Source organism: Njordella aestuarii, assembly GCF_056494165.1.
Map to the genome: position 1 here is coordinate 3,598,875 of NZ_CM151397.1, position 14,265 is coordinate 3,613,139.

10 protein-coding genes and 1 tRNA gene are annotated in these 14,265 nt (G+C 51.3%); 3 read left to right on the top strand and 8 right to left on the bottom strand.

Going from position 1 to position 14,265, the window contains the following annotated elements:
* Positions 1–33 precede the first annotated feature (33 nt).
* From SH451x_RS14435 to SH451x_RS14465, 7 genes are all read right to left on the bottom strand, one after another.
* A complete protein-coding gene (locus SH451x_RS14435) occupies positions 34–744 on the bottom strand; it encodes a hypothetical protein (protein WP_479357687.1) in 711 nt (236 codons plus the stop codon).
* Positions 745–876: 132 nt separating this feature from the next.
* Complete coding sequence (locus SH451x_RS14440) at positions 877–1,833, bottom strand: GNAT family N-acetyltransferase (RefSeq protein WP_479357688.1); 957 nt, start codon at positions 1,831–1,833, stop codon at positions 877–879.
* Positions 1,834–1,937: 104 nt separating this feature from the next.
* Positions 1,938–2,888, bottom strand: coding sequence for a YihY/virulence factor BrkB family protein (locus tag SH451x_RS14445; protein WP_479357689.1), 951 nt, complete (start codon positions 2,886–2,888; stop codon positions 1,938–1,940).
* Between the two features lie 148 nt (positions 2,889–3,036).
* Positions 3,037–3,831, bottom strand: a complete 795-nt coding sequence (gene trpC, locus SH451x_RS14450; protein WP_479357690.1) for an indole-3-glycerol phosphate synthase TrpC — start codon at positions 3,829–3,831, stop codon at positions 3,037–3,039.
* Positions 3,832–3,837: 6 nt separating this feature from the next.
* Entirely contained in the window at positions 3,838–5,409 is a 1,572-nt protein-coding gene (purH, locus tag SH451x_RS14455) for a bifunctional phosphoribosylaminoimidazolecarboxamide formyltransferase/IMP cyclohydrolase (protein ID WP_479357691.1), read from the bottom strand.
* Between the two features lie 345 nt (positions 5,410–5,754).
* Positions 5,755–7,161, bottom strand: a complete 1,407-nt coding sequence (locus SH451x_RS14460; protein WP_479357692.1) for a polysaccharide biosynthesis/export family protein — start codon at positions 7,159–7,161, stop codon at positions 5,755–5,757.
* A 106-nt stretch (positions 7,162–7,267) separates the two neighbouring features.
* Positions 7,268–7,747: a hypothetical protein gene (locus SH451x_RS14465; RefSeq protein WP_479357693.1), complete on the bottom strand. Its 480-nt coding sequence runs from the start codon at positions 7,745–7,747 to the stop codon at positions 7,268–7,270.
* A gap of 694 nt (positions 7,748–8,441) precedes the next feature.
* Between SH451x_RS14465 and SH451x_RS14470 the strand changes: the two genes are divergently transcribed.
* From SH451x_RS14470 to SH451x_RS14480, 3 genes are all read left to right on the top strand, one after another.
* Positions 8,442–9,287 (top strand): undecaprenyl-diphosphate phosphatase, encoded by an 846-nt coding sequence (locus SH451x_RS14470; RefSeq protein ID WP_479357694.1) that lies wholly within the window; start codon positions 8,442–8,444, stop codon positions 9,285–9,287.
* 150 nt (positions 9,288–9,437) lie between these two features.
* Positions 9,438–11,999 carry a COG1361 family protein gene (locus tag SH451x_RS14475; RefSeq protein WP_479357695.1) on the top strand — a complete coding sequence of 854 codons (2,562 nt, stop codon included), beginning with the start codon at positions 9,438–9,440 and terminating at the stop codon, positions 11,997–11,999.
* A gap of 178 nt (positions 12,000–12,177) precedes the next feature.
* Positions 12,178–12,259: transfer RNA gene (locus tag SH451x_RS14480), tRNA-Ser, on the top strand.
* A 518-nt stretch (positions 12,260–12,777) separates the two neighbouring features.
* On the opposite strand, the gene SH451x_RS14485 is transcribed toward SH451x_RS14480, so the two are convergent.
* Positions 12,778–14,181 (bottom strand): NAD(P)-binding domain-containing protein, encoded by a 1,404-nt coding sequence (locus SH451x_RS14485; protein WP_479357696.1) that lies wholly within the window; start codon positions 14,179–14,181, stop codon positions 12,778–12,780.
* Positions 14,182–14,265: the final 84 nt, after the last annotated feature.

The following is a 14,265-nucleotide window of genomic DNA, read 5'->3' on the forward strand; positions in this document are numbered from 1 at the left end:
CGAGCTTAACGGTGTGTGTTGAGCCGCTTTAATTTAACGGTGGAAGAGCCATGACTTGGGCGGGCCGACGTTCGTCGTGCGGCCTGCAATTTCGGACAATATCCGTTGCTCAAGTGCCGTATCGTTTTCTTGTCGAATCCAACCAATTGTTATAGGCGGGCTCATCAATAGCTGGTCTGTACGGACAACAGTCCCGTCATGCCGTACTGAAGCCGAACCCTCGCCTGAAGATTGCGAACGATCGACGTCCTCTAACTCCTTATGCACTTCGATACTGATAACGTAGCCCGACTCCAGCGGCGTTACTTTCACGAATGCGGTGCGGCGAATTGTCTGAAATGTACTCTGCCAACGTTCAAATCCTGGCTGCGAATCTTTACGCCAAGGCTCCAGCGCAGTTGCTCCAATTTGAGGGAATGTCTCGACAAAACCTTCGGACCATTGATCTAAATCGCGACGTACACGCGTTTCGGTTTTGATATTAAAGTAGTCGTCGAGCGTATCGACAATCTGCGTCCACAGGAACTCGCTGTCCATGTCGCCGAGCTGCAGGGGGTTCTGGTAAACAATGTCCGCTTGGTTCTGCTTGCTCCCGAAATTGAAAACGGGCGCGGCAGGATTAACGAGCGGTCGATTGCAGCCAGGGACCGTAGCCACAGCGCAGACAACTCCCAGCGATAGCTTGAAAAGGCTGCCAGACTTCGAGCGAGAGCAATGATCTGTCGTAAAAACTTGAGGTCCCATTAATAGGAACATTTACGGGAAATTGGTCCGTCAGCTCAAGATCAAACGCAATACTGCCAGCATTTTCTATTCATACGGACGCTTCGAAAGCAAGCATTCTTTTGATCGCGGATGAAGGTTTCGCGATTGCTATCAAATCGCGCGAGTATACACGACACCACTGCTAAGCGTCCGGAACGAGAGCCGCTGCAACATCTGAACGGCAGGCTGATTGTCGGCTGGAGCGATCGCCAATACCGATGAGAATCGTTCAAACTGCATTTGTCGTAATGATTCGGCTATCAAGAATGTCAGCTGATCGATCCCGAGTGGATCTGTCGGAATTGTTGGCAGCATCAAAACCGCTGTCGCTCGATCGGCCGGAAAATACGCCGCGTCCAAATACAGGAACACTACCTCTTGCGTGAATCGATCTTCGCCGCGAGTTGTCAATGAAAAACGCATCTGCTCGGCATGTCCGAAAGCGTTCGCCAAAAACCATGACTCGCAGCAATCTGTAAGGACACGCCCGATACTGCTCGTGCGACGAACCGCCATCTGCCCGCGATCCATCGGCAGACGCAATGAGTTTAGATCAACTTGCCAGCAGTCGGTCGGCTGTACCGCCTGAAAACTTGCTGCTGCAAGCCATCGCTGCAGTCGTTGGTCAGATGCTAGAACTCCCATCATGCCCAGATGCGGCGGGACTAATAAATACTGCGAGTAACGATGAGGGGAACCGAGGGCCTGGAGCGTCGACGCCCCAGCACCACGAGCATTCTCAATGACCTGTTCAATCAACGCCGACGCTATGGAATCTTGTAGTTCGTGCGGAGCAACGCAGAGTGCATTGAGAATTCCTGTTCCCGTATCAAAAGAATGCTTGAAAGAATCTGCCCCAAACGTCAAGTGCGCCAGACCGACTATCGCTTCGTCTAGTTCCGCAACGAAGAAGTTCGGATATTCAAAAAACACCTTGTCAACCACGCAGTAGTCCCAAAGCGCAGGGGTAAGCCCGATCGTTAACCCACTTGCAGCAAAGTGAGTGTTCCAAAGATCACAACAAGGTTTACTATCGGAATTCTGAAACGACCTGATTTCCAGGCTCACGAAGCGTCCTCCAAGCTATCCAGCAGATCGCGGTTGACGATCTACTATACGCGACGAATCGGCGTTCGCAATGCCGTGATCGCATACCGACCGCTAACAATATTTTATTCTACGGCCGCATGATAGTTAACTTCATGAACTTCATTCACGACAGCAACCGCGCCCTCTTCCGGAAGGATCGCGTGTCCGTGGTATCGAGACCAGACTTGCGTGAATTCTGCGCCCAACAAAAAAATGATAGTCGAGTAATAGATCCAGATTAGCAGTAGCACGAGCGAGCCTGCTGCTCCAAATCCGCTCGCCACGCTCGATTGGCTTAAATAGATACTGATACCAAAGCGACCGATTCCAAACAGACCACTAGTGATTAGAGCACCGACCCAAACATCCCGCCAACGAACTTTAGCGTCGGGCAAAAATCGAAGCAGAATCGCAAAAACGCAAGCAATCACAACAAAGTTCAGGGCGAACTGAATGAACGCTGGCATGTAGGAGTCTAGTTGCAGATTTAATCGCGAATTGATCGCGTCGCCCAGGGCCTGAAGAATCACCGAGATAACCAAGGAAACGAGCAAGAGGAATGCTACCGACAAGACGAGTCCAAAGGAAAGCAACCGTTTCTTGATGAACAATTTTATACCGCCTTGATTCGGGTCTGGTTCAACGCCCCAGATCCTGTTCATCGCAAGCTGTATTTGGGCGAAGATTGCTGTCGCACCAAAGGCGATCACAAATCCGCTCATGATGTTAAAGAACATACTCTTGTTGGGCGTCCTCGCCTCTTCGATCATCTGGGCAACCTGATTTGCAGGTTCTTCACCAATTACCGAACTAATTCGATCTACCACCTGAGACTGTACGTCGCCGGTCACCTCATCTAACCCAGTGCTTTGCACGGAAAAGGCTGCCACAGAAATCGCGATTACCAGCAGCGGGGCGAGTGCGAAGACCGTGTAGTAAGCTATCGCTGCGGACTGCGCCATGCAGTCGTCTTTACCGAACTCGGTAAAGGTCTCCATGATAATCTTAACAATTTTGCGGTCCTTCCAAGACACTGTCGCGACTCTTCATCAAACGAGTTTCGATGCCTGTATGCCGAACGGTCAGAATATCTCCGCGATATTTGAAACGGCAGAGGGGCAGGGAAGCAATCCCGATGCCTTTGCCCGCAATTGTGGGCTCAACGAGAAAATTCAGCGATTATTATCGCTGTAATTGTTCGCCGATCAGTTGTCGCACTGCAGCGGAGATGTCCGCCTGCCGCATAAGGGACTCACCCACGAGAATGGCATCGATTGAATTTTCGCGAAGCATGCGTACGTCATCGCTCGAGTAGATACCACTCTCACTCACTACACAGCGATCGTCACCAATCTGTTCTGCAAGACGCGTGGTATGATGCAAATCGACTTCAAATGTTCGAAGGTCGCGGTTATTAATCCCCACAATTGGACAACCAGTGTTGAGGACACGATCTAGATTGGAAGGCTCATAAAGCTCCATCAACACGTGCATCCCAAGCTCGCGGGCGTAATCGTACAAGGACTGGAGCGTCGACTGGTCAAGGCATTCTGCGATCAGCAGAATTGCATCAGCACCGGCCGCTCGAGCTTCTAAAATCTGATACTTGCAAAGAATAAAATCCTTACGCAGCAAAGGAATTGAGACTTCGCGGCGGATGCTTCGCAAGTAATCGAGGCTACCTTGAAAGAAGTCGACGTCGGTCAACACACTGATAGCCGCTGCACCATTGTCCGCGTAGCATTTCGCAATCGCGACCGGATCGAAGTCCGCTCGAATGACGCCTTTGCTAGGTGAAGCCTTCTTGACCTCAGCAATCAAGCGCACCTGATTATGATTGGCGATCGCCGCATAAAAATCTAATGCGGCAGGCACATCGCGCACTGCACGAATTAGCTCTGCTTCAGAAACTTCTGCCATCGCGGCTTGGATCTCGATACGCTTGCGATCGACAATCTTGTCAAGAATGGTGGGCATTGAAAATTAGTGCTTAAAGTGTCTCTTGCCGGTAAATATCATCGGAATTCGGTATTTATTGCATACGTCAATTACTTCCGAATCTTTTCGAGAACCACCTGGCTGGATAATGGCAATGACACCCGCAGCCGCAGCCAATTCAACGCCGTCAGGAAAGGGAAAGAATGCGTCTGATGCCAGCACGCTGCCTTGAGAACGGTCGCCCGCTTTTTCAATTGCGATCTCAACACTATCGACACGGCTCATCTGCCCCGCACCGACTCCTACCAGCGCCGCATCCTTGGCTAGCAAGATTGCGTTGCTCTTAACGTGACGAATCATGTCCCATGCGAATGCAATATCTTCCCATAATGCATCGTCGACAGGAGTATCGGTAACCGTGTGCCAGTTAAGCGGTGAAGATGGCAAGTTATCTGCTTCCTGGACCAACAATCCGCCAGAGATCAAGCGATAGTGCGGCTCGGCTTCCCCCTGGTCCATCGGACCGACGGAGATTAAGCGAACAGAATCTCTCCACTTTGGCACGGTGCATAACATATTAAGCGCATCAGAGTCATAGTCGGGAGCGACAATCGCTTCGATAAAACGGCCAGCCTCGCAAAGAATTTCCGCAGTTTGCAAGTCCACGCTTTTGTTAAAGCCAATCACGCCGCCAAAGGCACTCAGCGGATCCCCTTCTAGTGCTTTACGTGTCGCGAAAGATAGTTTGTGAGCCCATGCAGCGCCGCAAGGATTGTTATGCTTGATCACGACAGCAGCCGCATTGCTGAAACAGCGCACCATGCTTAACGCGCTGTCGAGGTCTAAAATGTTGTTATAGGACAGCTCCTTACCGTGCAATTTTTTGCCGGTCACAATCGATGGACCTACCACATTGCCGGCGCGATATGCGGCAGCTTTTTGATGCGGGTTCTCGCCGTAACGCAACAAACTACTCTTCTGCCACTCGAGTTTAAGCGTCGATGGCATCATGTCGAGTTCCGCTTCGCCTCGCAGATATTCCGCAATGGCCGCATCGTAAGCTGCCGTCGCTTCGAAGCATTCGGTCGCTAACTGGCGACAGAGCTGAGCTGAAACGCCGCCAATCGACTCGATCTCCGCTTTCAAAAGTTCATATTGAAACGGAGCGACTGCCACGGCGACCGAAGCATGATTTTTGGCCGCCGCCCGAATAAGACTCGGGCCGCCGATATCGATCTGTTCGATCGCTTCGGACTCAAGCACACCTTTGCGAGCGATCGTCTCGCGGAAAGGATACAAGTTGACCACCACGAGATCAAAAGGCAACATCCCGTGGTCTGTCATCGACTTTACGTGATCCGGCTGGTCACGCTTAGCAAGAATTCCGCCGAAAACCTTGGGATGAAGCGTCTTGACTCGACCATCCATCATCTCGGGGAACTGGGTGTATTCGGCGATGTCCTTGACAGAAATCCCAGCCTCTTGGAGGTGGCGACTGGTACCGCCTGTGCTGTAAATCTCGACGTCATGAGCAGCCAAGAACTTGGCAAAATCGATGAGACCGGTTTTGTCACTGACGCTAATAATGGCGCGTCGAACCGTCAAATGCTGCGACACCAACGAATTTCCTCGAACAACCTGGAACCAATGTAAATCGCCTAGCGACGTGGGCTTTTCGCCAAAACCGTCACTAGCGTCGTATTAGGGCCCATATCGTCGCTTACGATGGGAATTCCATCAAGTGCGCTTACCTCAGAACGTTGCAGCAAAACTGTAATCAATACCGTTTGAATTCAAACGATGCCGTCGGAAGCGAGGCCTCCGGTGCGTGCAAAACGTTTACTCCACTCCAACGCTGATCGATTTACTTGAAACCGCGAACTGGATTCGTCCCAGCCCAAAACTTTTCCCTGCGACCCAATCCCAGTCGCATTCGAGTTTCGTCGTCCGAAACGGCAGAAACTAATTATTCGGAATCACATAGTTCATGTTGACCAGACCGAGCGCGATGTTCGAGGCCAACTCCATGGGTCGGAAGTGGACCGTCACAAAGTCCCCGGGCAGAACCCGTACTCGTTGGTTGGCATCCTGCAAAGCTTGACGCAGATCGACGCGGATTGCAATTTGATCACCGTTGTCCAGCTTTCTAACGATAATCGCTCGGCTAGGCGACACGACCGCTCGATTGCCAGATGATGCCCGGTAGCTTGAACCGTCGGTGCCACCCGGAGCTCCGACCGATCCGTTGGCCATCGAAATCGCTTCCAATATATCGATGTCATAGTCGCGTGGCAGGGGAACCATGCCGCCTTGCAACAAACCACCGGTATAAAACACATCTTGTTGCCGAGGACGTAGATAGACGACGTCGCCTTGCTCTAACAGTATGTCAGTTGAATTGAAAGGAGTGCATTCACCCGGTCGCGTCCATAGCCGTAATCGCGTCGCAGTCGATGCAATCGATGGATCTTCCGTAATGAAGGAAGTTTCGATCATCCCAGGTTGTTCGAAGCGTTCGATCAGTTCAGCACCAACCGACTGCTTTCGCAGAACCCAAACCTCATTCATTGCGTCCAGTCCAGGGAGTCCGCCCGATGCAGCTAGCGCATGCAGCACGTCGTCCTCGTAAGCCGGTAAATCGACCACGGTCGCAGTACCACGCTGAGTGTATAGATTTTGAGGCTGAACCATGAACTGCGGTTGACTTACGGGAGAATCTTCTCGAATGACGACGACGCGCTTCGTACGTGGTCTAATCAACTTGAGATAGACGAACTCACGATCCTTCTTCACAACGTCTCGGGCAACCAATTCCTCTGCTACTTTCAAACGAGCTTGCTCAACCGTCAAGCCATCGACACTGACCGTGCCAACGAGAGGGATCAACAATTCGCCGAGATCGGTTATTTCGATCGGTACGCCAATGGCAGGCGATTCAACGTTGCCTTTTGGCGGATAGTATTCCCGCTGCAAGAACAGCGATGTGTTTACAATTGGCGTCTCGTTCACGTCAGCTGGAATAACGCCGCGAATGTAGACACCGATAACATCACCCCCGCGGAGCACGTAGTCGCGCGGTGGCACTTGCCCAAGCAATGCGAAGTTGATGGGCACTCGCGTGCCTTTCTCGCATAGCCTCAATTCAGGTGGAAGCCGTTCCGCTGGTATGGCGTTTCGGGCAACACTGGCGCACCCGACTGTTGCCATGGAAGCGGCCATCAGCGCAACCCCGCAGGCGATTCGTTTGACGCGATTTTTAACGACCGATTCCAATTGCGGAATATTCAGCTCGGGCGTACGTCCTCGCTGCAGACAATTGCTCAAGTGCAATCGAAGTCTCGAGGAGAAAGAACAAACTGAATGAGACATTTTTCGCACCTTCCGTGATAGCGAATTGTGATGCATAAGTTGATAATTCTTTGTGCTCGTTAAACGTCGCGGCTAAAATTATCCGCAATGTCGAACATGAGCGTTCTTACTTGTACTTTGCCGAGTGCGTTTCCAGGGGAATGTCGCCGCTCGGATCAATGCATCCGGGTAGCGGACAATCGTAATTCATCACGCAACCCGCTCCAGGCCCATCGAGCGTCGGCACATCTGCCCAAACGTCACGACAATCCTGCTCGGCTGCGATCACTCCCGCTTGAAAACCTTGGTACCAACAGTTTACATCGGTTTGTCCACGAGTCGATTGGTGCAACACGCTCCAGTAGTATGCCGGTGGTACTATCGGAGGGCAGGTCGGTCCGCCAGCCGCTGCTTTCCGATACCCGTACTTAAATCCATGCGCATAATCATGACGATTGCAGCATGCTGGAACGGTCGCTTTGCACTCCCACCAAGCTGTCTGCGATCGCCAATGGTTGGCAACCCGAAAGCTGGTATCTTGCAATGTCGCGCAACCCATGGAAGTGCAAATAAGCAGTAGTGCTATGGATACAATGCATTTCGTCATTCATAGATCCTTGCAACTGAATCGTCGCTTGCCAGGAATTGTGCGAGCATCAAGCCGCTACGTGCAGCAACATCTAAACTTTCGTTTTTTGTTACGTCGCTTTGAGCTTGTCTATCCTGACTATCGGACTAGACGAGCAAGGTACTTATAGACAGAACGCAGAAGTTCGAACGGTCAAACAAATTCAAACTGTAATATGCGTTCAATCGTCACAACCATACCTGCTATGACCGGCGCCATCGGTTTTGCGTACACAGGTCGCGTGTAACCACAAGGAAAATTCAGCGATTCTTGTTGACGACTTGCTAACTGTTGGCATGCCAAACACCCAACGAAATTGGTTGCATTCAAAATGTTGATTTTTCAGTTTCGTTTGCTATCCTATTTATATCGGTGGTGCGTTACGCGATGCACCATAACCTGTTTCAGTGCCATGCGGCGTTGGCATCTGCCATGAGTCCGACGCGAGATGGTCGCTATGAATTGAAAGGAGGTGATCAGGTGATAAATTGTTCTACTGGCAAGTGGGGTGGCGATTCGTAAGACGCCGGCGGGCTGATTTCAGCCGCTACCCTCTCGAGTTAGAACCTCCTTTCAGGTTTCTCGAGTGATTTAGTCCTGCCCGGACTCGCAGTTCCTACAGAATTGCGGGTCCGGGTTTTTTGTTGTCAACGCCGTTTGAAAAGGTAACTAAGTGTCCGACTATTGGATGGCTGTGATTATTGGAATCGTTGAAGGCCTAACTGAATTCCTTCCCGTTAGCTCAACGGCCCACATACGCATCACACAGGAGTTCCTTAACATCCCGGCTGACGACGAATTCTGGAAAATGTTTGCTATCGTCATCCAACTTGGCGCAATCCTCGCCGTCATTGTCTATTTTGCACGACGTTTGTGGGACTTTACAGTTAGCTTTCTCAAGCCAGCTCCCGATTTAAAAACTCGACTTACGCACCCGTTCTCATTGGTGCTGATAAGTTTTGTCGTCACTGCTGTTCCATGTTTCCTCATGGACAAACTGATCGGCGAGAATTTGGAGAGCCTAACTGTGATGGGCTCGGCACTTCTGATCGGTGGCATCGCCATGTGGGTCATCGACGTCCAATTCGGAAAGCGATACAAAACCGATCGAATGGAAAAGATGTCTCTTTTGCAAGCTATCACAATTGGGGCAGCACAAATCTTGGCGGCAGCGTTCCCTGGAACGAGCCGCTCGATGTCGACCATTGCTGCTGGCCAAGTCATGGGGCTATCCAGACCAGCAGCTCTTGAGTTCAGCTTTTTCCTTTCCATTCCCGTTATGTTTGCCGCCACCGGCTACAAATTTCTGAAGTTCATCATTTCGCAGCCTCAAGGAATTTCAGCACATCAATTCGGAGTGCTAGCAACTGGCTTCATTGTCAGCTTTTTCGTCGCCTGGGCCGTCATCGCTTGGCTGATGGAGTGGGTGAAGAAGCACGGCTTCGTTCCGTTTGCTATCTATAGAATCGTCGCTGGAATCGCCGTCCTCGCGATGGTGGCTTCGGCCGCAGCAGCCTAAACCGTCAAAATTGGCAAGATCGATTCAACTGCTACATCTTAACTGACCGATGCCTAGATTAAGGTGACGTATTTCTAGAAGCCGCGCAGTCGATGCGAGACCGGCTTAACTACGTCGACCTCTTACGAATTCGAGTAATCGAGGCGAGTTATGTTAAGTGTCAGAGTCGACGCATATCGATTCATCAAGTTCAGCGGCCTGTGTCTTTCTTTAGCGGCACTGCTGGTTTGTACTCCGACTGTGGCTCAAGAAGCATCGGAGCAGACGAGTGGTCGGAGCTTTCGAAACGCCCTCGATCGCTTCTTCGGCGTCGATCCGAACGCTTCTGAGACCGCAAGCGAATCAGCTTCCACCCAGGGCAACGGCCCTGCGGACGAACCAGAAATTGCTCCTGAGCCACAGGCTCCTCGTGCTCGCAACGTACGTGCCCGGCCTGCATCCAACAAAGGCATGTTCGGTGGAGGAATCTTTCATCAGCTTAAAGGCATCACCAGCAATAAGGACGGGGAAGAGCTGAGTTCGGAAGAAGCTGCCGTTGTCGCGCCCGTAGACGCGTTGCAACCTACCACCAAGCCGACGCGCGTTCCCTTCAGTCAACCTGCTGTACCGCCATCGGCCGCAGGAAGAGCTACGTCGCAGCCAGTCTCTCGCCCACTTCCCAAAATTGTACGGCCTGAAGAAAAACTTGGGCTCGCACTTCCAGAGTCAACTACCAGTGGCTCGGCGTCTCAGGATCAATCTTCTCTTGATCTCGACTCAAAGAAATCAAGCCGACGGTCCCCCGCGCGGAACGCGCTGGTAGGCACTAGTGCGCAGCAAGATACAACGTCAAGTAGTAACGCGCGGATGGGAAAACTACCGCTACCAAACTTGCCGGCAGGAGACAGCGAATCGGCTGGTGACCTTGCAACCGAGTCCGAAGTTGACGAGAGGATTCCCAGTGTGCCTCGCAAGCGAATTGTGACAGAAGACAACGTCCCAACCTCGCAATCGCGCGTCGCATTGAATCCGAACAAAAATTCAAACTTACCGACTGCAGGCAACAGTGGCCAGCCTCCGAACGAAGAATCATTTGCTCGACAACTGCCGGATCCAATATCGCTGCCTCAACGACAATCGTCTGTTCCGTCCATGGCCGCTTCACCGTTGACCGATCTTGCGGGCAACACCGACTCGAATTCGAACGATCAATACCCGCTGCAAGTGCCGCGGCAAACGAGGACTGCTTCAGCGGCGCCGCAAAAATCCTTCGACGCGTCTGCCGTACAACCTAACAAAGTTGCGAACGCGACAAATGGTGAAGAGACGTTGCTCGAAATGATGATTCCCGAAATTCATCTATGGGTGGACGGACCTTCGGATCTGAAAGTCAATCAACCTGCTACCTTTAAAATATCTGCGAGAAATGCGGGGAGCAGCGAAGTTGTTGGCTTGCTTGTCAGCACCCTGGTCCCAATTGGCGTAACTGCCAATGAGATCAAAGTTTCCAGCGGCACGATTGAAGCTGAAGATCTCGACGACGCGAGTAAATCGGTGTTATGGCAGTTGCCAGAATTGCCTGCCGGTCAAACTCGCACGCTGACGTTGCAGATGACTGCTTCGCGCCCAGAACATTTTGGTATGGATATCGAGTGGACAGTTTTACCAGAAACTGGAACACTAGATTTGGACGCCGTACAACCGCAACTGGCAATTGCTATCGAGGGCCCATCTGAGGTGCTTTATGGCAAACCTGAGCTTTACAGGATGCGTGTTCGAAACCCAGGCAATGCCGATGTAAAAGACGTCGAAGTAACGTTGAACGCGGAGAGTTTTGGTACAAACCGATCGAAAATCGGCGATGTGCCAGCTGGTCAAGAACGCATTGTTGAAGTTGAGTTGACGTTCAAACAAAGCGGGCAGATGTCAATTCTGGCCGGTGCGAGCAGCGACATCACGGACCTGACAGCGGAGAGTAAGATTGATGTCAGCGTAGCACAGATCAGCCTGCAGACAGCCTGTGTCGTACCTGATCGACAGTTCCAAGGTTCGATCGCTCAATACTCGTTCGAGGTCTCAAATGAAGCAGACGTCGCAGCGGAGGGCATCGAGTGCGATATCGAGTTACCGGAAGGCACAGATGTAGCCGGGTTGCCAGATGGAGTAATACAGTTTGGAAACAAGCTTCGTTGGAAAATTGATCAGCTGGCCGCTCGCGGAAAGAAGACACTCGTAGTTCCTCTGCAAATGAATGTTTTGGGAGAGCATAACATCAACTTGGCTGTTATAAATCAGTACGGGGACAACACTCGTTCTTTTGCGAAAGTTCAAGTCGAAACGATCAGTGATCTGAAACTGACAGTGATCGACCCTGTTGCACCAGCTCCTGTTTCGGAGCAAGTGGTTTACGAACTGGTGGTACAGAACCGTGGTTCTCGTCCAGCCACGGACGTCACGGTTCTAGCTCAATTCTCCGATGGAATTGAACCGATTGGCTTTGAAGGGGCCGAGGCGTCGCTAGTTCCAGGTCAAGTTCTGTTTGAACCGATATCTATGATTGAGGCAGGAGAAAAAGTGACGCTTCGTGTGGTCGCGGTTGCCGCCCAGGCAGGTATGCATCGATTCCGCGCAGAGGTCCAGTGTGATGGTGGGGAAACGCAACTTGCGCAAGAAGAGTCCACTCGTTATATGACAACCGCTCTCAAGCCAGGCTCAACCGCGATTATTCGGTAGGCGCCACGGCCCCAGCATTTTTACTCCCTCCGTCGCGAATTAAATCGGACAGTGGGTGGTAAGCTTGCCAGAACTGCTCAAATTTGCAGTATCGCCGAGCCCTTCCGCAAAGAAGAGCTGTGCGATATGCTATGACGAAATTCCGCTAGCAGCGAAAACCTGATTGGCAACAATCAACGGAGGGTAAGCGAATGGCTAGCGGCTTCATTGGAAATGAAGTGCCCCGTAAGGGGTTGCGGGTTCGAGTCCCGTGCCCTCCGCATATTCGGCCAAAAGCCGACAAAAACCCTGGGACGTAAACTCTCAGGGTTTTTTTGTTTGACTTAAGACCAGCCGAGTTTCGAATTAGAAAGAGCTCTGGTTAAACAAATTGAGGCTGTTTCCAAGTCTAAAAGAGACCTAAAAGCTAGCTCCTAGCTGGCGTCATGCTCGGAATTACGCCTCGTTTAAATAACGAAAGCTCACTTGGCTTTCTTGTCCTTCTTCGCTTTTCGCTTTTCCATTGGCGTCAGCTTCGCTTGCTTCTTTGGCTCACGCTTGCCGTTGTCCTTGCTACCCTTGTCTGCCATCGCAATTACTCCAATATTGAATCCGAATCGGAGCGGCTTGCAGGCTATGAAAAATCCAAACGCTGGATACCCGCTGCCACCCCTACCCAAGAGTAACGACTATGCTCCCTTCCTGATAGGCAGCTTCCACCGCCTCAATAGACTTATTCTGCCGCGAGCGCGCTACGGCATCTCGTATAATTCAATTCATGCCCATACGAGTCAAGAACTCATCCTCGATCCGCAGTAAACTCTGCTTGATCATAGTTCAAGAACGCCTTCAAGTGCTGGGCACGGTCATCCAAAAACAATTGGTTGCCAATTCCCTGAACCAACTTTGGGATTGCATAGCGGATCCCCGAAAGCGCGGATGCAGATAGCCCCAACGAAAGGAGCGTCGAGTAATTAAAAACGAAAAGTCCGTACAAACGTTTAGCACCGCACAAGGTCTTCGATGAAAATCCGAACGATGGATCAAGATATGGATGACGATCTAAAAGTGGATTCCGAATCTCTTCAGGGGGTTCATAAACATCACTCCACAACGCAATATCCGCCACAACGTCACATAGTTCAGGACGTAACCGAGGATCAGAAATCAAACCAGTTGAGATTATCACGAAATCGAATTCGTAACAGCCGCCAGGAGTCTCGACATTCACTCGTCCTCCAGTCTCGCTGACTTTAGTCCACGGCGCGCCCGTGTGAACCTTGAACCCAGGCCACGACGCAGCCCGCGCATAAGTGTCGTTCGTTGGCGGCTGGTTGAATTTGAAGAAATGCGCAATTGCCGCATACTTTTCCGCGTCGCTCAACGCGCTATAGTGCTCAATAAGACCGGAAAGCTCCATCTGGCGAATGGGATTGACCCGCGGTAATTCAGCCCTACGAACAAACACATGCACTTCTGCAACTCCACTGTTGAGTGCATAGTTTGCGTTATCAAATGCCGAAGCACCACCGCCTAAGACTCCGATCTTCTTTCCCCGTAACGACTCGAAATCAATCGTTTCCGACGTATGAGCATACAGATTTCGAGGTAGGTTGTCGGATATCTCTTCGGGTGTATGCCATTGACCACCGCCCTGCATCCCGGTCGCCAGAACAACCTTGCGGGCCAGTAACTCCGGTGCACAGTCTCCGTCCACGTGGAGGCGGTGGATTCCATCCTCGTGAGGAACAATCTTGTTAAGTTTAACACAGTTTCGTACGGGCAGATCTAGGACTTCACGGTACCATCGCAAGTAATTCATCCAATCGCCGCGAGGTATTTTATCGACTTGCTTCCAACCGTCCTCACCCGCAATCGCTTCCCAATAAGACCGAAAAGTCAGCGATGGGATGCCAAGATCAATCGCAATCATCTGTTTAGGCGTGCGAAGTGTCATCATTCGAGCATACGTCTCCCAAGGCCCCTCAAATCCCTTAGGTGACTCGTCGATGATAAGAATGTTATGGATTCTCTCGCGTTTTAGAGCAAACGCAGTTCCAAGTCCACTTTGCCCGCCCCCCACAATCACCACGTCATATACATGACCATCACTGTGACGCGTCGGCGGTACCCAATTTGGACCGTCGTAATTGAGCTTTGCTAAGTCAGAAATTACTTGCGCGTTGAGTTGCGACAGTGCCATTTTGCATTCCTACTGGACATTGCGAAACGGCAAAAACCGTTTCGGCTACGAGCGTCTTGGACACATTCGCAAGGACTGTTGTCT